The organism is Streptomyces sp. NBC_00236, assembly GCF_036195045.1.
GTDB lineage: Bacteria > Actinomycetota > Actinomycetes > Streptomycetales > Streptomycetaceae > Streptomyces.
In genome coordinates this window covers 1,825,695-1,845,648 of record NZ_CP108100.1, presented here as the reverse complement: position 1 = coordinate 1,845,648, position 19,954 = coordinate 1,825,695, and the positions used below count along the sequence as shown (strand labels likewise).

At 71.9% G+C, this 19,954-nt stretch carries 18 protein-coding genes; 14 read left to right on the top strand and 4 right to left on the bottom strand.

Annotated features, from left to right (window positions below; genetic code table 11):
* Positions 1–37 precede the first annotated feature (37 nt).
* Positions 38–1,840, bottom strand: a complete 1,803-nt coding sequence (locus OG446_RS08150) for a glycoside hydrolase family 35 protein (RefSeq protein ID WP_328893380.1) — start codon at positions 1,838–1,840, stop codon at positions 38–40.
* A gap of 255 nt (positions 1,841–2,095) precedes the next feature.
* Here OG446_RS08150 and OG446_RS08145 point away from each other — a divergent pair, with 255 nt between their 5' ends.
* On the top strand, positions 2,096–2,974 hold the full coding sequence (locus tag OG446_RS08145) for a helix-turn-helix domain-containing protein (RefSeq protein ID WP_328893379.1): 879 nt from the start codon (positions 2,096–2,098) through the stop codon (positions 2,972–2,974).
* Positions 2,975–2,999: 25 nt separating this feature from the next.
* Positions 3,000–3,326, top strand: coding sequence for a chorismate mutase (locus OG446_RS08140; RefSeq protein WP_328893378.1), 327 nt, complete (start codon positions 3,000–3,002; stop codon positions 3,324–3,326).
* Between the two features lie 41 nt (positions 3,327–3,367).
* On the opposite strand, the gene OG446_RS08135 is transcribed toward OG446_RS08140, so the two are convergent.
* Both OG446_RS08135 and OG446_RS08130 read right to left on the bottom strand, forming a co-directional pair.
* The gene (locus tag OG446_RS08135; RefSeq protein WP_328893377.1) at positions 3,368–4,060 is read right to left on the bottom strand and encodes a hypothetical protein; all 693 of its coding nucleotides are present in this window, start codon (positions 4,058–4,060) and stop codon (positions 3,368–3,370) included.
* Between the two features lie 195 nt (positions 4,061–4,255).
* A complete protein-coding gene (locus OG446_RS08130; protein WP_328893376.1) occupies positions 4,256–5,695 on the bottom strand; it encodes an MFS transporter in 1,440 nt (479 codons plus the stop codon).
* A 344-nt stretch (positions 5,696–6,039) separates the two neighbouring features.
* On the opposite strand from OG446_RS08130, the gene OG446_RS08125 reads away from it, so the two are divergent.
* The 11 genes from OG446_RS08125 (at position 6,040) to OG446_RS08075 (ending at position 16,443) form a co-directional block, all read left to right on the top strand.
* On the top strand, positions 6,040–7,521 hold the full coding sequence (locus tag OG446_RS08125; protein ID WP_328893375.1) for an aldehyde dehydrogenase: 1,482 nt from the start codon (positions 6,040–6,042) through the stop codon (positions 7,519–7,521).
* 56 nt (positions 7,522–7,577) lie between these two features.
* Positions 7,578–8,543 (top strand): VOC family protein, encoded by a 966-nt coding sequence (locus tag OG446_RS08120; protein WP_328893374.1) that lies wholly within the window; start codon positions 7,578–7,580, stop codon positions 8,541–8,543.
* Positions 8,540–9,379, top strand: a complete 840-nt coding sequence (locus OG446_RS08115) for an aspartate dehydrogenase domain-containing protein (protein ID WP_328893373.1) — start codon at positions 8,540–8,542, stop codon at positions 9,377–9,379. Before OG446_RS08120 ends, OG446_RS08115 begins: the two co-directional genes overlap by 4 nt.
* Complete coding sequence (locus OG446_RS08110; protein ID WP_328893372.1) at positions 9,376–10,176, top strand: alpha/beta fold hydrolase; 801 nt, start codon at positions 9,376–9,378, stop codon at positions 10,174–10,176. The genes OG446_RS08115 and OG446_RS08110 overlap by 4 nt, the downstream gene beginning before the upstream one ends.
* Before the next feature lie 41 nt (positions 10,177–10,217).
* On the top strand, positions 10,218–10,739 hold the full coding sequence (locus OG446_RS08105) for a cupin domain-containing protein (protein ID WP_148015699.1): 522 nt from the start codon (positions 10,218–10,220) through the stop codon (positions 10,737–10,739).
* Positions 10,739–11,497, top strand: coding sequence for an SDR family oxidoreductase (locus tag OG446_RS08100; protein WP_328893371.1), 759 nt, complete (start codon positions 10,739–10,741; stop codon positions 11,495–11,497). The genes OG446_RS08105 and OG446_RS08100 overlap by 1 nt, the downstream gene beginning before the upstream one ends.
* A 167-nt stretch (positions 11,498–11,664) precedes the next feature.
* Positions 11,665–12,450, top strand: coding sequence for an SDR family oxidoreductase (locus OG446_RS08095; protein WP_328893370.1), 786 nt, complete (start codon positions 11,665–11,667; stop codon positions 12,448–12,450).
* A gap of 35 nt (positions 12,451–12,485) precedes the next feature.
* Positions 12,486–14,156: a thiamine pyrophosphate-binding protein gene (locus OG446_RS08090; protein WP_328893369.1), complete on the top strand. Its 1,671-nt coding sequence runs from the start codon at positions 12,486–12,488 to the stop codon at positions 14,154–14,156.
* Entirely contained in the window at positions 14,153–15,115 is a 963-nt protein-coding gene (locus OG446_RS08085) for a PDR/VanB family oxidoreductase (RefSeq protein WP_328893368.1), read from the top strand. Before OG446_RS08090 ends, OG446_RS08085 begins: the two co-directional genes overlap by 4 nt.
* 22 nt (positions 15,116–15,137) lie before the next feature.
* Positions 15,138–15,368: a recombinase-like helix-turn-helix domain-containing protein gene (locus tag OG446_RS08080; RefSeq protein ID WP_328893367.1), complete on the top strand. Its 231-nt coding sequence runs from the start codon at positions 15,138–15,140 to the stop codon at positions 15,366–15,368.
* 7 nt (positions 15,369–15,375) lie between these two features.
* Positions 15,376–16,443 carry an aromatic ring-hydroxylating dioxygenase subunit alpha gene (locus tag OG446_RS08075; RefSeq protein WP_328893366.1) on the top strand — a complete coding sequence of 356 codons (1,068 nt, stop codon included), beginning with the start codon at positions 15,376–15,378 and terminating at the stop codon, positions 16,441–16,443.
* 298 nt (positions 16,444–16,741) lie between these two features.
* Here OG446_RS08075 and OG446_RS08070 read toward each other — a convergent pair whose 3' ends face one another.
* Positions 16,742–17,254: a MarR family winged helix-turn-helix transcriptional regulator gene (locus OG446_RS08070; protein WP_328893365.1), complete on the bottom strand. Its 513-nt coding sequence runs from the start codon at positions 17,252–17,254 to the stop codon at positions 16,742–16,744.
* A 125-nt stretch (positions 17,255–17,379) separates the two neighbouring features.
* On the opposite strand from OG446_RS08070, the gene pepN reads away from it, so the two are divergent.
* A complete protein-coding gene (gene pepN, locus OG446_RS08065; protein ID WP_328893364.1) occupies positions 17,380–19,902 on the top strand; it encodes an aminopeptidase N in 2,523 nt (840 codons plus the stop codon).
* Positions 19,903–19,954: the final 52 nt, after the last annotated feature.

The following is a 19,954-nucleotide window of genomic DNA, read 5'->3' as shown; positions in this document are numbered from 1 at the left end:
GGGCCCGGCGCCCGCAGACCGGGGCGGGCGGGGCCTGTCAGACGTCCGTGGCCGCCGGGCCCGGTGCCCGCACGGGCGCACCCGGGCCCAGCTCCGCGTACGGAGCCGCCGCACCCTCCACCTCCAGCACCCACACCTCGTTGGTCCCGTCCCGCAGCACCGGACCCGGCACGTACAGCGTCCGCTGCGGGCCCGCCGCCCAGTAACGTCCGAGGCAGAACCCGTTCACCCAGACGAACCCACGCGTCCAGCCCGGCAGTTCGAACCCCGCGTGCCCGGTTCCGGACACGTCGGCGACCTCGAACGTGCCCCGGTACAGGCCGGTCCCCCCGGACCCGTCGACCGGCACGAACGGGACACCCTCCAACGCGGCCGGCCCGTCGAACGCGTCGAGCCGCAGCGCCCGCGCCCGTACGCCGTGCAGGAACTGGCGCTCGTGCAGCACACCCCCGGTGATCCCCTTCGGTTCACCCAGCCGGGGCCCGTAGTTGACCCGGCCCAGCGACTCCACCCACAGCTCCACCTCGGCGGGCCCGCCCACCGGCTCCGCCAGCGTGCTGTCCGCCTCGCTCAGCACGCCCCGGCGGACCCCGTCCACGTACACGACCGCCCGGTCGCGCAGGCCCGAAACCCCCAGGGTGTACGGGGCGCGCGGACCCGGAACCGCGACCCGGTAGCGGACCAGGCCGCGGTCCAGGCCCAGTTCCTCGAACGTGGGCGGCACACCGGACTCCGCCGTCTCCTTCTCGCCCAGCGCCTCCATGACGTCGGGCAGCGGCGCCCACTCGGTCAGTTCGGCCCGTACCGGAGCCAGGCCGGCGGGCTCGGCGGGCAGCGGGGGCAGCGGCCCGTCCGCGTACGGGGCGAGGACCTCCCGGAACAGGTGGAACTTCTCCGTGGCCCGCCCGTACTCGTCGACCGGTGCGTCGTAGTCGTACGACGTCACCGTCGGCAGCAGGTCCCCGTCCTGGAGCGGCCCGGAACGGTTGGCCCCCGCCCAGCCCGCGAAGTTCGTCCCCCCGTGTGCCATGTAGATGTTCACCGAGGCCCCGCACTCCAGGATCTCCCGCAGCGCGTCGGCGGCCTGCGCCGGATCCCGCTGGACCGGCGGCGCGCCCCAGTGCTCGAACCAGCCGCACCAGAACTCCATGCACATCAGCGGACCACCGGGCTGATGGCGGCGCAGCACCCGGAACGCCTCGCCCGCGCCCGAACCGAAGTTCGCCGTGGCGAGCAGACCGGGCACCGAACCACCGGTGAGCATGTGGTCCTCGGGACCGTCGGAGGTGAACAGCGGAACGCGCACGCCGGACTCACCGAGCAGCGCCGCGATCCGGCGCAGATAGACGGCGTCGGTGCCGTAGCTGCCGTACTCGTTCTCCGCCTGCACCATGATCACCGGCCCGCCGCGGTCGGTCTGTCGCTCCACCACCTGCGGCAGCAACGCGGCGAACCACCGCTCCACCGCGTCCAGATAGCCCTCGTCCCGGGTCCGCACCCGCCGGCCGAACCGCCCGGTCACCCACGCCGGCAGCCCGCCGTTCTCCCACTCCGCGCAGATGTACGGCCCCGGGCGCACGATCGCCCACAGACCGGCCCGCTCGGCCGCGTCCAGGAAACGGCCGAGCGCCCCGACGCCGCGGAACTCGCCCGGTCGCGGCTCGTGGAGGTTCCACGGCACATACGTCTCGACGCAGTTCAGACCCATCGCCCGCAGCATCGACAGCCGGTGCTCCCACTGTGCCTCGTGCACCCGGAAGTAGTGCAGGGCCCCCGACAGCAGCCGTACGGGCTTCCCGTCGATCCGGAAGTGGTCGTCCGCCACGGTGAAGTCAGCCATCGTGCTCGTTCTCTCCTGATGCGCGCGGTCCCGTGAACGCCGCGCTGCGCGGCCCGGTACGAGCGGAACGCGGTACGTGGGACGGAGCGGGCGAACCCGGGAGCAATGTCACGGCCCAGCCTCACCCCCTGGCGTGCGGCCGGTCCATGGACAAAGATCACTGCTGATTGGACGCAGCACGACGCAGCACGACGCAGTACAACGCAGCACACGGCGCTGCACGTCACACGGCCGCGGACGGAGGAGCGAAGGACGATGTACCACACCTGGATGCGCTTCTTCACCCCGAGCCCGCTCCACCACCGCCTCGGCCTGGTCTGCCTGGGAGTCGGCCTGCAGCACGGCACGCTGCCGACCGTCGGCCCCCGCACCCTGGACCACCACGTGGCCGTCGTCATCAACGCGGGCAGCGGATGGTTCGCCGGTCCGGACGGTCGCCGGGTGCCCGTCACCGCGCCCAGCCTGATCTGGCTGACCCCCGGCACCCCGCACCACTACGGAGCCGACCCGGTCACCGGCTGGGACGAGAGCTTCGTCGACTTCACGGGGCCGGCCACCGCCACGTACACCGAACTCGGCTACATCGAACCCGAACGCCCGCTCGTCCCGCTCGCCGACACCGCGGCACCACGGGCCGCGATCGGCCGGATGGTACGGGCGGCCCGGCGGGGCAACCCCCTGCTGGAGGTGGAGACGGGGGCGGCCGTCCATGAACTCCTCGTCGCGCTCCGCCGGGCGCGCGCCGATGTCGGCCCCGACGGCGACCCGGTGCTGCAGGCCCTGGCCCGCGATGCCTTCCAGCCGCTGTCCGTCGCCGAGCACGCCGCCCGGCACGGCATGACGCCCGCCGAACTCCGCACGGCGGTGCGGCGGGGGGCCGGGTGCAGCCCGAAGGACTACCTCCTGACCATCCGCCTCGGCCGCGCCAAGGAGCTGCTGGCCACCGGGGACCTGCCCGTCGCCGCTGTCGCCCGGCGGGTGGGGTACGACGACCCGGCGTACTTCTCCCGGCTGTTCGCCCGCCGCGTCGGCATGGCCCCGGTCCGCTTCCGCGAACAGCAGGGCCGCAGCGTGCCGGGCGGCTGGAGCGACCGAGTCCCGGACCCGGAACACCCTCCGACGATCATCCCGTAGTCCGGTCCCTCTAAGCTCTCTGACCATGACCACGAGCGACATCGACGATTCCGTAGGCGCCGAACTGAACCGGCTGCGCGAGAGCATCGACAACATCGACGCGGCTGTTGTCCACATGCTCGCGGAGCGCTTCAAGTGCACCCAGCAGGTCGGCCACCTCAAGGCCGCCCACCAGCTCCCCCCGGCCGATCCGGCCCGCGAGTCCCGCCAGATCGCCCGGCTCCGTCAACTGGCCGAGAGCGCCCATCTGGACCCGGCCTTCGCCGAGAAGCTGCTGAACTTCATCGTGGCGGAGGTCATCCGCCACCACGAACGGATCGCGGAGGAGTCGGCGGCGAACGGCGCGGCCTGAGGCAGGCCCGTCGTCGGCCGGCCGTTCCGGGTGGCCGCTCCTCATGGGGCGCAGGGGCGTCCTCCGGACCGCTGGTCCGGCCGTCTGCGCCTCGACCGGGCGACCCAGGCGCTTACCAGTAGACCGAAGCCCGTAGCCATGACGGTGATCCCCGCCGTCGCCGACTCGTTGACGTGATCACCGTTCCCCTGCGGCGCGGGCAGGCCCGCGGCCGCGTAGTGGGGGAGGAGCAGCAGGCCCGTACCCACCAGGGCGGGCACCACCCAGCCGGCGCTGTCGCGGCGCGAGGACCGGGCACACACCACTGCGCCCACCGTCAGAAGCACCGCACAGCCCAGCGCCGGGAGCACCGTGTAGATCAGCCACTCGGACAGCAGGGGCCGCCAGTACCACTCCGATGCGGGCCTCGGGCCGTCGAAGTAGCGCAGGGTCCGGGGCTGCGGTGGCCCCAGGAAGTCGCGCAGTGACCCGGGCACCAGTCCGCCCAGCAGTCCGCCGGCGAAGAGCGGTGCCGAGCACCGGACCGCTGTGCCACCCTTCGTCCGGTGGACCGCCCGGCCGACGCGGACGCCCAGCACCGCGCACCAGCCGGCCAGCAGTCCCAGGAATACACCCTTCACCGCCCCGTAGCCGATCGGTGTCCATACGTTCCAGGGATAGTTCGCCATGTGTGCGGCACGCACGCTTCCCGCGACACCCCAGGCGATGGCGCCCGCTGCCACTGCCCATGGCACGACCCCCGTGATCCGGGGCGGCCTTTCACGCGGGCCCGGGACCTGCGGCCCGGCGATCCCACTCACCTGTCCGGTCACTGCCCACCCCGTCCCGCCCCGATCCGTGCGAGAGCGCCGGCCTGTCGCGCCTGTCGCAACGCGGGACGCGACAGAGGCCCCGAAGGTTGCGCCCGTCGATGGGGCGATTGGCCGCCGTCAGGGCGAGATCTCCTCCAGCGGCCGGTTCGCCGTCTCCTCCGCCAGCGTTCCCGCCACCACCGCGCCCACCAGCGCCACCCCTCCCAGCATCACGAACACCGCGGCGACGCTGTCGCCCGCCGCGTAGACCACGCCCACCAGGATCGGGCCGAGGATCACGCCCAGCCGGTTGACCGCGCCGCCGACGCTGCAGCCCAGGGCGCGCATCCGGGTCGGGTAGAGCTCGGGTGTGTACAGGTACAGGCAGATGTTGGAGCCGAAGAAGCCGACCGCCGAGAGCGAGGTCCAGATCAGGACCTCTGCCGGGGTGCCCGCGCCGAGCGCGGCCAGGGTGAGCAGGAGTGCGGCCGAGGCGCCGAGGCAGATCGCGAAGATCCGGCGGCGGCCCAGGACGTCCACCGTGAGCGCGACGATCAGACAGCCGAGCAGGCCGGCGACCGAGGTCACCGTGGAGTAGAGCAGGGCGTCGGAGAGGGTGAGGCCGTACGCGTCCTTGTAGATGCTGGGCAGCCAGGACGTCACGCCGTAGTTGACGAAGTAGCCGGTGAACCAGATCGCGCCGACGACGAGGGTGCGGCGCCGGTAGCGGCCGGTGAACAGGCCGCGGATACCGGTCGCGGCGCGTTCCGCCGGGGTGGCGGTGGCCACCGCCACGGGTTTCTGATCGGCGGGGCCGGGGCCGGACGGGCGGGGGAGTGGTTCGCCCGTCGCCGCCGACACCTTGGCCTCGATGCCGGTCATCACCGCGTCGGCCTCCGCCAGACGGCCGCGTTCCGCGAGCCAGCGCGGCGACTCCGGGACCTTGCGCTGGACGAGGAAGGCCAGCAGGCCGGGCACGGCGGCGACCGCGAACATCACGCGCCAGCCCGCCGCCGGGACCACCCAGGCCGCGACCAGGGCGCCGATGGTGAGGCCGGCCGGGAAGACGAGCTCGTACAGCAGGACGAAGCGGCCCCGTTTGAAGCTCCGGGTGATCTCGCTGATGAAGGCCGCCGCCACCGGCACCTCGCCGCCGATCGCGAGCCCCTGGACGAAGCGCAGGGCCAGGAACGGGGTGAGCGAGGTGCAGGCGGTCAGCGCCAGGCTCACGAGACCGGACGCGGCCACGCAGTACGCGATCACCTTCACCCGGCCGTAGCGGTCGGCCAGCCGGCCCGACAGCAGGGCGCCGACGAGCATGCCGGCCGAGCCGACCGTGAGGACCGCCGTGGCGTCGCCCGTGGACAACTGCCACTCGTCGCGGAGCTCCGGCAGCGCGTAGGCGATCAGCAGCTGGTCGAAGGCCTCGAAGAAGGTGACGACACCCACGATCAGGCGGACGGTGACGTGCCAGCGGGAGAGCGGCAGGCGCTCGAAGCGGGCGGCGATGGTGGCGCGGGTGGTGCCGGCCGGCGAGGCGCCGGGAGCGGCGGCGTCCTTCGAGGTGTCGGTGCTCATCCAGGGTTCCTCCTGCTCCGCATGGGGCCGGAGCGGTTGGGGAGCCAGGTGTACGGGGTTACAGAGGGGAGGGGGATGAGGTGAGCGTACGGGTGGGAACGGCCGCACGGTGCTCGTGACCTTGTGAAGTCACCCACGCGTGAAGTCACCCACGCTTGCGAAGTCGCCCACGCACCTCTGTAAGTGCCTAGCTTTTAAGTGCTTAAGTTTTACCGGTGCCGGGGTGGTCGCCGTCAAGACCTCCGAGGCAAAAGGAGATTTTGCCGAGGGGGCTTGCGGTCAATTACTTAAGCCCTTAGATTTTTAGGCCTGAGGTAATCGATTCGATCGCAGGAGGCCAACTGATGCTTGCCGACGAGGTGTTGGTCGCGGGGCAGTGGCGACAGGGCCGTGGCGCCCTCATCGAGACGGTCGACCCGGCCACCGGCCAGGTCATCGCCACCGTGCACGCCGCATCCCTCGACGACGTCGAGGAGGCCGCCACCGCGGCCACCCGCGCCGCCCACGACCCCGCCTGGCGCGAGCTCCCCGCCCACCTCCGTGCCCGGCTGCTCCACCGCATCGCCGACCTCGTCGAGCAGAGCGCCGACCGGCTCTCCGCCCTGCAGACCGCCGACACCGGCAAATGCCGCACCGAGACCCGCGCCCTCGTCCACAGCGCCGCCGGCACCTTCCGCTACGCCGCCGCCGCCCTGGAGACCGCGGAGGACGCCCTCACCCCCTCCCGCGGCCCGTACGTCACGATGAGCGTCCACGAACCCATCGGCGTCGTCGGCGCGATCACCCCCTGGAACTCGCCGATCGCCAGCGACGCCCAGAAGCTCGCCCCCGCCCTCGCCGCAGGCAACGCCGTCCTCCTCAAGCCCGCCGAGTGGACCCCCCTCGTCGCCCTCGCGCTCGGCCGCCTCGTCCACCGGGCACTCACCGAGGCCGGGCTGCCCACCGCGCTGCTCTCCGTCCTGCCCGGCCGCGGCAGCGTCATCGGCGACGCGATCGTCCGCCACCCGGCCGTGGAGAAGATCACCTTCACCGGCGGCACCTCCACCGGCCGCACCCTTGCCCACGCCGCCGCCGACAAACTCATCCCCGTCTCCCTCGAACTCGGCGGCAAGTCCCCGACGATCGTGCTGGAGGACGCCGACCTGGAGCAGGCGCTGGCCGGCGTCATGTACGGCGTCTTCTCCTCCAGCGGACAGAGCTGCATCGCCGGCTCCCGGCTGTTCGTGCACCGCTCCCGCTACGAGGAGTTCCTCGGCGAACTCGTCTCCCGTACCGAGAAGCTCCGCGTCGGACCCGGCACCGACCCCGACACCCAGGTAGCCCCGCTCGTCCACCACAAGCACCGCGACAGCGTCGCCGCCTACGTCGACCTGGCCCGCGAGGAAGGCGCCACCGTCCGGTGCGGAGGAGCGGCCCCCGACGGCGAGCGCTACCGCGACGGCGCCTACTACCTCCCCACCGTCCTGGACGGCCTGCCCAACACCGCCCGCGTCTGCCAGGAGGAGATCTTCGGACCCGTCGTCGTCGCCCTGCCCTTCGACGACGAGGACGACCTCGTCACCCAGGCCAACGACAGCGTCTACGGACTGGCCTGCGGCATCTGGACCCGCGACCACGCCCGGGCCTGGCGCCTCGCCCGCCGCATCGACGCGGGCACCGTCTGGATCAACACGTACAAGCAGTTCAGCATCTCCACCCCGTTCGGCGGGCTCAAGGACAGCGGCATCGGCACCGAGAAGGGCCGCGACCTCATCCGCGGCTACCAGCGGCAGAAGTCCCTCTACTGGGCCACCGACACCACCCCCCTGCCCTGGGCCGCCCAGTGAAGGCGAACGCCCCGGGCCACGCCGTGAAGCCGAGCGAGAAGAAGCCGGAGCCCCCCATGCCGTACGAGAACACCCCACACCCCCTGCAGGCGCCCGTCGCCCGGCTGCGCGCCCTGCGCTCCGTCGAGCTCCGCACCCCCGCCTTCACCGAGTCCGCCGACTTCTACCGCGAGGTCTGGGGCCTGGAACCCGTCGAACAGGAAGCGGACGCCACCTGGCTGCGCGGCACCGGCGAGGAACACCACGTCCTCCACCTCGCCCGCGGCGAGCAGAACGGCCTCGGCCGCATCACCTTCGCCGTCGCCACCCCCGCCGAGATCGACGAGGCCGCCCGCCGGCTCCTCGCCCGGTCCATCGTCCCCGTCGCCGGACCCGGCCCACTCGACCAGGTCGGCGGCGGCTACGGACTCCGCTTCACCGACCCCGAGGGCCGGCTGATCGAACTCAGCGCCCAGACCCACGCCGTCACCCCGCGCGGCCGGGACGCAGCCGTCCCCGTCGGCGTCACCCACACCGTCCTCAACACCACGGACATCGACGCCGCCGTCGCCTTCTACACCTCGGTCCTCGGCCTGCGCGTCTCCGACTGGTCCGAACACCAGATGGCGTTCCTGCGCTGCAACGCCGACCACCACTGCATCGCGTTCAACCAGGCCGAGTGGACCTCCCTCAACCACGTCGCCTACGAGATGACGTCCGTCGACCACTTCATGCGCGGCCTCGGACGCCTGCGCCACCACGGCATCAACCCCCAGTGGGGACCCGGCCGTCACGGCCCCGGCAACAACACCTTCTCCTACTTCACCGACCCCGCCGGACTCGTCTGCGAGTACACCTCCGAGGTCGCCCAGATCGTCGAGGACGCCTGGATCGCCAAGGTCTGGCGCCGCACCCCCGACCTCTCCGACCTGTGGGGAACCGCAGGACCGCCCTCACCCGGCATCCGCAGCCACATGGCCGGAACCCCCGACCCCGGCCCCCTCGCCACCCCCACCGACGCGCCAGAAGAGGTGACCGCATGACCACCACCCTCACCCCCCGGCCGGACACCACCACCCGCCCCACCCGCCCCGTGCGCCGCATCGGCCTCGTCGGCTGGGGCGCCATCGGACGCGTCGTCGGCACCGCCCTCGCCGAAGGCCACATCCCCGGCGCCGAACTCACCTGCATCATCGACAACCGCCCCCTCGTCGACGCCCCCGCACCCCAGCTCTCCTTCGAGGACGCCCTCACCGTCTGCGACCTCATCGTCGAAGCAGCGGGCCAGGCCGTCGTACGCGAATGGGCCGAGCGCGTCCTCGACAGCGGCGCCGACCTGCTCATCGCCTCCACCGGCGCCCTCGTCGACCCCGCCCTCACCGACCGGCTGCGCGCCGCCGGACCCGGACGCGTCTACTTCACCGGCGGAGCCGTCGGCGGACTCGACCTCCTCCAGGCCGTCCGCGGACTCGGCCCCCTCACCTCCGTCACCCTCACCACCACCAAACTCCCCGCCACCCTCCACCAGCCCTGGATGGACGCGGAGCTCACCGAACGGCTGCGCACCACCACCGAACCCGTCGAAGTGATGCGCGGCACCGCCGTCGACGTCCCGGTGAAGTTCCCCAAGTCGACCAACGTCGCCGCATCCGTCGCCCTCGCCACCGGCGACCCCGCCCTCGTCCAGGTCGTCGTCGTCGCCGACCCGGCCGCCACCCTCACCCGGCACGTCATCGACGCCGCAGGACCGCACGGCACCTACCGCTTCGAGGTCGCCCACCGGCCCGACGAAGCCAACCCCGCCACCAGCCAGGTCGTCCCGCACGCCGTGCTCCGCAGCCTCGGCGCCGTCGTCGGCCGGGCGGGACAGATCCTGTGACCGCCGCCACCGCCGTCGCCGGGGTTCATACGCGGGAAGCCGGCGACCCGGAGGCCCCGCTGCTCCTCTGCCTCCACGGCATCGGCTCCTCCTCCGCCGCCTTCGCCCCCCAACTCGATGCCCTCGCCGACCAGGTGCGCATCGTGGCCTGGGACGCCCCCGGCTACGCGGACTCCGCCGACCCCGACCACGCGCCCGGCCTCGACGGCTACGCCGACGCCGCCGCCGCCCTCATCCGCGCACACGGCGGCCCCGCCCACGTCCTCGGAGTCTCCTGGGGCGGCGTCATCGCACTGCGCCTCGCCACCCGCCACCCCGACCTCGTCGCCTCCCTGATCGTCGCCGACTCCAGCCGCGGCTCCGGCACCCACCCGGAGAAGGCCGACGCCATGCGCGGGCGCGCACACCAACTCGCCGACCAGGGACCCGAAGCCTTCGCCGCCGCCCGCGGACCACGCCTCGTCTCCGCCGGCGCACCCCCCGAACTCGTCGCACGCGTCGTCAACACCATGGCCGCCTCCATCCGCAGCCCCGGCTACGGCTACGCCGCCGCCTCCATGGCCGAAGCCGACCTCACCCACGACCTGCCCGCCATCACCGCACCCGCCCTCGTGCTGTGCGGCGAACAGGACACCGTCACCGGCACCGACGAGTCACAGGCCATCGCCGGCGGACTCACCAAATCCGTCTACGTCACCCTCTCCGGCGCCGGACACCTCTCCAACCAGGAACGCCCCGAGGCCTTCAACGCCTGGGTCCGCGCCCACCTCCACGTCGTCGCCCGCGTTCCCGCGTAACGACGAGACCCCGCACCCACCCACAGAACCAGGAGCACCCCGTGCCCATCGACAACACCCCGTACGAGACCGACGGCGACCTCGCGAAGTTCACCGACTCCCTCATCGCCACCAAGGACTCCCGCGAACCCGACTGGAACACCCTCTCCTTCCAGGAGAAGGCCGGCGCCCAGTACCGCCGCGCCCAGATCCGCTACGTCGGCTCCGGCGCCACCGGCAACCACGAGAACGACAACCGCATCCTGCCCTCCGGCGGCTTCACCCTCTCCAACATGCTGCTCCCGCCGGGCGCCGAAGGCCCCGAGCACACCCACCACGACGTCGAGGAGGCCTTCTTCGTCCTGGAGGGCCAGGTCAAGGTCGGCATCCACCGCGGCGCCGACGAGGCCGAGTACCGCACCCTCGGCTACCGCGACATGATCGTCGTCCCCGCCGGAGTCGCCCGCTCCCTGAAGAACGAAGGCGACACCGACGCCCTGTTCTGCGTCATCATCGGCACCCAGAAGCCGCAGGTCCCCACCTACCCCGCGCACTCCCCGATGCACGGCATCACCCGCGACTGATGGCCACCGACGACACCCCCCGCACGGTCGTCGTCACCGGCGCCGGCCGCGGCCTGGGACTGGCCGCGGCCCGCCGGATCGGCAACGACGGCCACCGCGTCGTCATCGCCGAACTCGACGGGACCACCGGCCGGCAGGCCGCCCGGGAACTGCGCGCCGAAGGCATCACCGCCGACTACCACCCGCTCGACGTCGCCGACCCCGACTCCACCGCCGCCCTGGCCGCCACCCTCGCCGGCGACGGCACCCGGCTGTACGGCCTGGTCAACAACGCCGGACTCGCCAACGCGGTCGGCGGCAAACCGTTCCACGAGATCGACATCGACGCCTGGGACCGCATCATGACGGTCAACGCCCGAGGCCCCTGGCTCGTCGCCCGCGCCCTCCTCCCGCTCATGCGGGCCCACGGCAGCGGACGCATCGTCAACCTCGCCTCGGACGCCGCCCTGTACGGCTCCCCCCGCCTCGCCCACTACATCGCCTCCAAGGGCGCCGTCATCTCCCTGACCCGGGCCATGGCACGCGAGATCGGAGACCTTGGCATCACCGTCAACGCCGTCGCCCCCGGTCTCACCGAAGGGGAGTCCGCCGTCGACATCCCCGCCGAACGCCACGAGCTGTACCGCCTCAACCGGGCCATCTCCCGCCCCCAGCAACCCGCCGACCTGGTCGGTCTCATCGCCTTCCTCATCGGTGACGAGTCCGGCTACATCACGGGCCAGACCTTCGCGGTCAACGGCGGCTTCACGATGAACTGACCGACTGGGCCCGCCGTCCAGGCCCGCCCCCCATGCCCGTCCTGGCCAAGCAGGCCCGCGCGGGCAGACCAAGCCCGTCCTGGCGAATCAAGCCCGTCCGGCGATTGAGGACACCCCCGCACCGGGCCTCGTTGCCCCCCGCCCCACCCCCAACCGCAAGGAACCCCATGGACCTCCGCCTGAAAGGCCACCGCATCCTCGTCACCGGCGGCAGCTCCGGCGTCGGCCTCGCCACCATCCGCATGCTGCTCGCCGAAGGCGCCCGCGTCGCCACCTGCGGCCGCCGGGCCGACGCCCTCGCCCAGGCCCTCGACGGCCTCGCCACCCCGGACGCGCTCTACCACGCCCCGTGCGACGTCCGCGACGAAGCCGCCGTACAGGCCTTCACCGAGGCCGCAGCCGACCACCTCGGCGGCCTCGACGGACTCGTCAACAACGCCGGCGCCTCCCGGATGAAACCCTTCGCCGAGACCACCACCGACGACTGGCGCGACGAACTCGAACTCAAGTTCTTCGGCGTCCTCAACCCCCTCAACGCCGCCCTGCCCCACCTGCGCGCCTCCGGCCACGCCTCCGTCGTCAACATCAACGCCGTCCTCGCCAAACAACCCGAGACCGCACTGATGACCACCAGCGCCGCCCGCGCCGGCATCCTCAACCTCTCCACCTCCCTGTCCAAGGAACTCGCCCCCGACGGCATCCGCGTCAACTCCGTCTGCCTCGGCCTCGTCGACACCGGACAGTGGGAACGCCGCTACGCCGCCTCCGGCAGCCCCCTCGACTACCCCGCCTGGCAGACGGCACTCGCCGCCGACCGCGGCATCGCACTCGGCCGCCTCGGCAACGCCGACGAAGTCGCGTACGCCGTCACCGCCCTCCTCTCACCCAGGGCCTCGTACATCACCGGCACCACCGTCGACGTCTGCGGCGGCGTCAACCGCGCCGTCGCATAACCCCTCACCCCCACCACCCCTCAGGAGCACCCGACATGACCCGACCCAACGGCGGCGACCTGCTCGTCGAGACGCTGCGCGCACTCGGCGTCGACACGGTGTTCGGCATCGTCAGCGTGCACAACCTGCCGCTCGTCGAAGCCGTCGACCGCGACCTCCGCTTCGTCCCCGTCCGCCACGAAGCCGCCGCCGTCAACGCCGCCGACGGCTACGCCCGCGCCACCGGCAACCTCGGCTGCGCCCTCACCAGCACCGGCACGGGAGCGGGCAACGCCGCCGGATCCCTCATCGAGTCCCTGAGCTCCGGCACCCCCGTCCTCCACATCACCGGACAGATCGACAGCGAACACCTCGGCTCCGGACGCGGCTTCATCCACGAGACCAAGGACCAGCTCGGCATGCTCCGCGCGGTCTCCACCCACGCCGTCACCGTCACCGACGCCGCATCCGCCGGCGACATCCTCCGCGACGCCGCAGCCCGCGCACTCACCGCCCCGCACGGCCCCGTCAGCGTCGAATGGCCCATCGACCTGCAGTTCGCCCCCCAGCAGCTCACCGCCACCCCCGTGCCACGGCCGGCCACCCCCGCCCTGCCCGACCCGGCACTCCTCGACGAGGCGGCCGCACTCCTCTCCGCCGCCCGCCGCCCCCTGGTCTGGGCCGGCGGCGGAGCCAACACCGCCCGCCCCGAACTCGCCGCACTCCTCGACGCCCTGAACGCCGGACTCGTCACCTCCAACTCCGGCCGCGGCTCCGTCCCCGAATCCGACGACCGCGTCCTCGGCAACTACGCCACCGCACCCGCCGGCCGCGCCCTCCTCGCCGAAGCCGACGTCCTGCTCTCCATCGGCACCCACTTCCGCTCCAACGAAACCGCCGACTACAGCCTCGGACTCCCGCCCGTCCACATCCAGCTGGACCTCGACCCCGCCGCCCCCGGCCGCGTGTACCCCGCCACCGTCGCCCTCCACGGCGACGCCACCGCCGTACTCGCCGCACTCCTCGGACGCGTCACCAGCGGTGGTACGGAGACGAGCTGGCCGGACCGCGTACGCAAGGCACGCACCGACGCCCGCACCGCACAGCGCCACGCCATCGGACCCCAGGCCGCGATCAACGACGCCATCCGCGACGCCTGCCCGCCCGGATCCGTCATCGCCCGCGACGTCACCATCCCCTCCTCCACCTGGGGAAACCGCCTCCTGGAAATCACCGACCCGGCCACCAACGTCTTCCCCCGCGGCGGCGGCATCGGACAGGGCCTCGCCATGGGCATCGGCGCCGCACTCGGCCGCCCCGACACCCCCACCGTCGTCATCGCCGGAGACGGAGGCCTCGCCGTCCACCTCGGCGAACTCCTCACCCTCGCCCAGGAGAAGCCCGACCTCACGCTCCTCGTCTTCAACGACGGCGGCTACGGCGTCCTGCGCAACATGCAGGACAACCACTTCCCCCGCCGCTCCGGAGTCGACCTCACCACCCCCGACTTCGCCCTCCTCGCCGCCGCCGTCGGCCTCCCCTACGCACGCATCGCCACCGAAGCCGACGCCGGACCCGTGATCAAGGAGGCCATCGCCTCCCCGGGCCCCACCCTCGTCGAGATCGACCTCACCGCACTCGGCCCGATGAACACCCCGTTCACCCCGCCCGTCAAGCTCCCCGCCACCGCGACCGATACCTCTGGACAGGGAGGCAACCCGTCATGACAACCGCCGAGGAACCCCGGCTCGACCTGCTCGTCCACCGCATGACCTGGGAGGCCGACGGCGTCCTGAGCATCGAACTCACCCACCCCGACGGGGAACCCCTCCCCACCTGGCAGCCCGGCGCCCACATCGACGTACACACCGGCGGACACACCCGCCAGTACTCCCTGTGCTCCGACCCCGCCGACACCACCCACTGGCGCATCGGCGTCCTGCGCGAACCCGCCTCCCGCGGCGGCTCCGCCCACCTCCACACCCACATCCGCCCCGGCCAGACCCTCCACGTCCAGGGCCCCCGCAACCACTTCGAACTCGACCCGGCGGGCGACGCCACCGGCTACCTCTTCATCGCCGGCGGCATCGGCATCACCCCGATCCTCGCCATGGCCCGCGAAGCCACCCGCACCGGCACCCCCTGGCGCCTCGTCCACGGCGGACGCACCCGCACCTCCATGGCCTTCGGCGCAGAACTCACCTCACTCGCCGAACTCCCCGGCGGAACCGTCGAGTTCATACCCCAGGACGAACACGGCCACATCGACCTCGACACCCTCCTCGGCGACCTCGCCCCCGGCACCCAGGTCTACTGCTGCGGCCCCGAACCCCTCCTCGCCGCCGTCGAGGAACGCCACCCCGCCGCCCGTACGGAACGCTTCGCCGCCCCCACCGCCGCACCCCGCGACGGCGAGGACACCGGCTTCGACGTCGTCTGCTCCCGCACCGGACGCACCATCGAGGTCGGCCCCGACACCTCCGTACTCGACGCACTGGAGAACGCCGGCATCCCCGTCGCCTCCTCCTGCCGCGACGGCATCTGCGGCACCTGCGAGACCAAGGTCCTCGAAGGCACCCCCGACCACCGCGACTTCCTCCTCACCGAAACCGAACGCGAAGCCGGCGCCTCGATGATGCTCTGCGTCTCCCGCGCCCGCACCCCCCGCCTCGTACTCGACCTCTGACACGCCCCCGAAGGGAGCCGACATGGCCCGCCCGACCACCCCGCAGTACCTCGAACCCCACCAGGCACGCACCACCGAGCCCACCCCCTACGAGAAGAAGCTCGCCGCAGTGATCGAAGAGGTCTTCGGCAGCGGAGCCCACGACCTGCCCGGCCTCGTCGCCGGACTCAACGCCCGCGACCTGCCCGCCCCCGACGGCAGCCCGTGGACCGAGGAAACCTTCCGCAACGAGATGCGACGCCTGGGAGCGTGAGACAACCATGACCACCGACACCACCACCGTGCACCCGGGCACCCCCACCCGCCCCTCCGAAGTCGCCCGCCCCGGCAACCGCACCGCCGACAAGCTCTACGCCACCGGCATCCGCAACCAGTGGTACGCCGTCTGCCCCTCCGACCACGTCCCCGCGGGCGGCATGAAACGCCTCACCCTCCTCGGCGAGGAATGGCTCCTCTTCCGCCGCGCCGACGGCACCCTCCACATGCTGGAGGACCGCTGCCCCCACCGCGGCGCCCGCCTCTCCCTCGGCAAACACCTCGGCGACCGCATCGCCTGCTGGTACCACGGCGTCCAGGTCGACGGCACCGGCACCGTCGCCGCCGTACCCGGCCTCCCCGGCTGCAACCTCGAAGGCAAACAACTCGTCGCCGCCCCCCACGTCATCGAGACCGCCGGCGGCATCCTCGCCTACTTCGGCGACAACGAGCACCCCGAACCCACCCCACTCGTCCTCCCCGAACACCTCACCGACCCCGGCACCTCCGCGTTCCTCTGCTACGCCGAGTGGAACGTCAACTGGCGCTACGCCGTCGAGAACCTCCTCGACCCCATGCACGGCTCGTTCCTCCACCGCGACTCGCACAGCATGGCCGAGGGCCAGACCACCGCACGCTTCCGCATCCGCGAGACCGAACGCGGCTTCTTCTTCGAGAAGACCGACCAGAGCGGCGTCAACTTCGACTGGGTCGAGCTCTGCCGCACCGGCGTCGACTGGGTCGACCTCACCATCCCCTACCCACCGACCGCCGGCCCCGGCGGACCCTTCGGCATCGTCGGCATGGCCACGCCCATCGACGAGAACCGCTGCGCCGTCTTCTTCTGGCGCTACCGCAAGGTCACCGGCTGGCAGCGCGACACCTGGCGCTTCCTCTACAAGACGCTCCTGGAGGACCGCCACTGGGACGTCCTCGAACAGGACCGCATCATGCTGGAGGACCTGCGCACCGACGCCGACCAGGCGGAGAACCTCTACCAGCACGACCTCGGCGTGGTCCGCGTCCGCCGCATGTACCGCACAGAAGCAGAAGCCCAGGCAACGACAGTCTGACCCGACCCCCGCTCCTCAATCGCCCGGACACCCAGCACATCAAGCAGGACACCCGGCACATCAAGCAGGACACCCGGCACATCAAGCAGGACACCCGGCACAACAAGCCGGACCCCGGCAAACTCAAGCCCGTCCGGCGATTGAGGACACCTTCACACCGGGGCGCGACGCCCCAATTCAAGCCCGTCCGGCGATTGAGGACACCACCCGCACCGGGGGACAGGCGCACCCCGCGGAGCGCCCCCGCACCGGGGGACAGGTGCACCCCGCGGAGCGCCCCCGCACCGCGAAACCGCGACTACTCGCCCGACTCCGCCGCCAACACAGACCGCTCCAGCTTCTCCAGCAGCCCCGCCAACTGCGCACACTCCGCAGGCGACAACCCCGCCAACATCCGCCGCTCATTGTCCAGATGCTCCGAGAACAACTCGTCGATCAGCGACAGACCCTCGTCCGTCAGCCGAGAGTGCACCACCCGGCGGTCCTGCGGATCCCGCTCCCGACGGATCAGCCCGTCCTTCTCCAGACGGTCGATCCGCAACGTCACCCCCGCCGAACTGATCAACCCCGAATCGGCCAGCTCACCCGCCGTACGCCGGAACGGCGCCCCCGCCCGCCGCAGCGCCGTCAGCACATCGAAACCGGCCATCGACAGGCCCTTGCGCTCCACCGGCCGCGAGATCGCCGCGCTGTAGCGCAGAAACGCCCGGTGCAGCCGGCCGAACACCTCCAGCGGAGCCGTATCCAGCTCGGGCCGCTCCCGCCGCCAGTCCGCGACGATCGACGCCACCGCGTCCTGGTCCTTCGCCATCCCGCACCCCTCCCCACACGTACACGTCATCAAGAATCTTAGCCCTCAAAGGACCCCGACGGGCCGCGTCAGCCCTGCGAGAACCCGCCTGCACACCGCCCGCCCCATACGGCAGCATGGCCCCCATGTCCGTACTGACGCGCGATGAAGCGCAGGCCCGAGCCCAGTTCCTCGACGTACAGCGGTACACGATCGACCTCGATCTGACCGCGGGGGAGGAGACCTTCGACTCCCGTACCGTCATCCAGTTCACCGCCCTCGCCGCAGGTGACACCTTCGTCGAGCTCAAGCCCGCCACCTTGCGCTCCATCAGCCTCGACGGACACGCACTGGACCCCGCCGGCCTCACCGAGAACCGCTTCCCCCTCACCGCCCTCACCGCCGGCCCCCACGAACTGCGCATCGACGCCGCCATGCGCTACTCCCGCACCGGCGAAGGCATGCACCGCTTCACCGACCCCACCGACAACGAGACGTACGTCTACACCCAGCTCTTCATGGAAGACGTCCAGCGCGTCTTCGCCGCGTTCGACCAGCCCGACCTCAAATCCGTCTTCGCCCTCACCGTCACCGCCCCCGAAGGCTGGACCGTCCTCGGCAACGGCATCGCCGAACACACCGGCGACGGCCACTGGACCCTCGCCCCCACACCCCCCGTCTCCACCTACCTCGTCGCCGTCGCCGCAGGCCCCTGGCACTCCGTGACCACCGAACACGCCGGACTGCCCTTCGGCATCCACTGCCGCCGCTCCCTGGCCCCCCACCTCGACGCCGACGCCGACGAGATCCTCGACATCACCCGCGCCTGCTTCGACCGGTTCCAGGAGAAGTTCGACGAGCCCTACCCGTTCGACTCCTACGACCAGGCCTTCGTCCCCGAATTCAACGCGGGCGCCATGGAGAACCCCGGCCTCGTCACCTTCCGCGACGAATTCATCTACCGCTCCGCCGTCACCGACACCGAACGCCAGACCCGCGGCATGGTCATCGCCCACGAAATGGCCCACATGTGGTTCGGCGACCTCGTCACCCTCGCCTGGTGGGACGACATCTGGCTCAACGAGTCCTTCGCCGAGTACATGGGCTACCAGACCCTCGCCGAAGCCACCCGCTTCACCGACACCTGGGTCGACTTCGGCGTCGCCCGCAAGGGCTGGGGATACGACGCCGACCAGCGCCCCTCCACCCACCCCGTCGCCCCCGACCCCGCCGCCGTCCCCGACACCGCCTCCGCGATGCTCAACTTCGACGGCATCTCCTACGCCAAGGGCGCATCCGCCCTGCGCCAACTCGTCGCCTGGCTCGGCGAAAAGGACTTCCTGGCCGGCATCAACACCCACTTCGCCCGCCACAAGTTCGGCAACGCCACCCTCGCCGACTTCATCGACAACCTCGCCTCCGCCACCGACCGCGACGTCCACTCCTGGGCCGACCAGTGGCTGCGCACCACCGGAGTCGACACCCTCACCCCCCACATCGGCGAGAACGACACCACCTGGTCCCTCACCGTCGACCACCACGGCACCCGCCCCCACCACATCACCGTCGGCACCTACGACCACGCCATCAACACCCAGTCCGGCCCCGACCGCCTCGTCCTGCGCGACCGCTTCGACATCGGCATCCCCCCGCAGAACACCCCACAGGACAGCGACCGCACCACCACCCGCCCCGGCCGCCGCCCCGCCCTCGTCGTCCTCAACGACAACGACCTCACCTACGCCAAGATCCGCCTCGACCCCGACTCCTGGACCACCCTCCAGGCCGGCCTCTCCGGCATCCCCGACCCCCTCACCCGCGCCGTCGTCTGGAACGCCGCCCGCGACATGGTCCGCGACGGCGAACTCGCCCCCACCACCTACCTCGAAGCCGCCCGCACCCACCTCCCGCACGAAACCGACCTCGCCCTCCTCCAAGGCGTCCTCGCCTTCGCCGACACCCAGGTCGCCGCCCGCTACATCACCCCCGAGGACCGCCCCGCCGCCCTGGCCACCCTCACCGCCCTCACCCGCGACCTCATCCGCCGCACCGAGGACGGCACCCACCCCGGCCTCCGCCTCACCGCCGTACGCCACTTCATCGACGCCGCCACCCAGCCCGACACCATCCACGGCTGGCTCACCGAAGGCACCGTCCCCGGCGGCCCCGAACTCGACCCCGAACTCCGCTGGCGCATCCTCACCCGTCTCGCCGTCCTCGGCGCCACCGACGAACAGGCCATCGCCGCCGAACTCGAAGCCGACCCCAGCGCCACCGGCCAGGAAGGCGCCGCCCGCTGCCGCGCCGCCCTGCCCACCCCCGAAGCCAAGGCCGCCGCCTGGCACGCCATGTTCACCGACGACACCCTCTCCAACTACCTGTTCACCGCCACCGCCCAAGGCTTCTGGCAGCCCGAACAGACCGACCTCGTCGCCGCATACGTGCCCCGCTACTACCCCGACGCCACCGCACTCGCCGTCCGCCGCGGCCCCGCCATCGCCGACGCAGCCGGACGCTACGCCTTCCCCGCCTACGCCATCGACGCCGACAGCCTCCACCTCGGCGACCAGGCCCTCACCGACCAGGCCCTCATCCCCGCCCTGCGCCGCAAACTCACCGACCAGATCGACGACCTCCGCCGCGCCCTCAGCGTCCGCAACACCCACTGACCCAAACCACCCGAAACAGCACCGCCCGAACCCGCACCACCCGTGCCCGGCC

Excerpts from the sequence above, each read along its gene's own strand:
- OG446_RS08115 (WP_328893373.1), top strand. The coding sequence starts at position 8,540 with ATGACCACCACCCTCACCCCCCGGCCGGACACCACCACCCGCCCCACC.
- OG446_RS08080 (WP_328893367.1), top strand. The coding sequence starts at position 15,138 with ATGGCCCGCCCGACCACCCCGCAGTACCTCGAACCCCACCAGGCACGC.
- OG446_RS08090 (WP_328893369.1), top strand. The coding sequence starts at position 12,486 with ATGACCCGACCCAACGGCGGCGACCTGCTCGTCGAGACGCTGCGCGCA.
- OG446_RS08145 (WP_328893379.1), top strand. The coding sequence starts at position 2,096 with ATGTACCACACCTGGATGCGCTTCTTCACCCCGAGCCCGCTCCACCAC.
- OG446_RS08150 (WP_328893380.1), bottom strand. The coding sequence starts at position 1,840 with ATGGCTGACTTCACCGTGGCGGACGACCACTTCCGGATCGACGGGAAG.
- OG446_RS08085 (WP_328893368.1), top strand. The coding sequence starts at position 14,153 with ATGACAACCGCCGAGGAACCCCGGCTCGACCTGCTCGTCCACCGCATG.
- OG446_RS08120 (WP_328893374.1), top strand. The coding sequence starts at position 7,578 with ATGCCGTACGAGAACACCCCACACCCCCTGCAGGCGCCCGTCGCCCGG.
- OG446_RS08125 (WP_328893375.1), top strand. The coding sequence starts at position 6,040 with ATGCTTGCCGACGAGGTGTTGGTCGCGGGGCAGTGGCGACAGGGCCGT.
- OG446_RS08075 (WP_328893366.1), top strand. The coding sequence starts at position 15,376 with ATGACCACCGACACCACCACCGTGCACCCGGGCACCCCCACCCGCCCC.
- OG446_RS08130 (WP_328893376.1), bottom strand. The coding sequence starts at position 5,695 with ATGAGCACCGACACCTCGAAGGACGCCGCCGCTCCCGGCGCCTCGCCG.
- pepN (WP_328893364.1), top strand. The coding sequence starts at position 17,380 with ATGTCCGTACTGACGCGCGATGAAGCGCAGGCCCGAGCCCAGTTCCTC.
- OG446_RS08140 (WP_328893378.1), top strand. The coding sequence starts at position 3,000 with ATGACCACGAGCGACATCGACGATTCCGTAGGCGCCGAACTGAACCGG.
- OG446_RS08100 (WP_328893371.1), top strand. The coding sequence starts at position 10,739 with ATGGCCACCGACGACACCCCCCGCACGGTCGTCGTCACCGGCGCCGGC.
- OG446_RS08070 (WP_328893365.1), bottom strand. The coding sequence starts at position 17,254 with ATGGCGAAGGACCAGGACGCGGTGGCGTCGATCGTCGCGGACTGGCGG.
- OG446_RS08095 (WP_328893370.1), top strand. The coding sequence starts at position 11,665 with ATGGACCTCCGCCTGAAAGGCCACCGCATCCTCGTCACCGGCGGCAGC.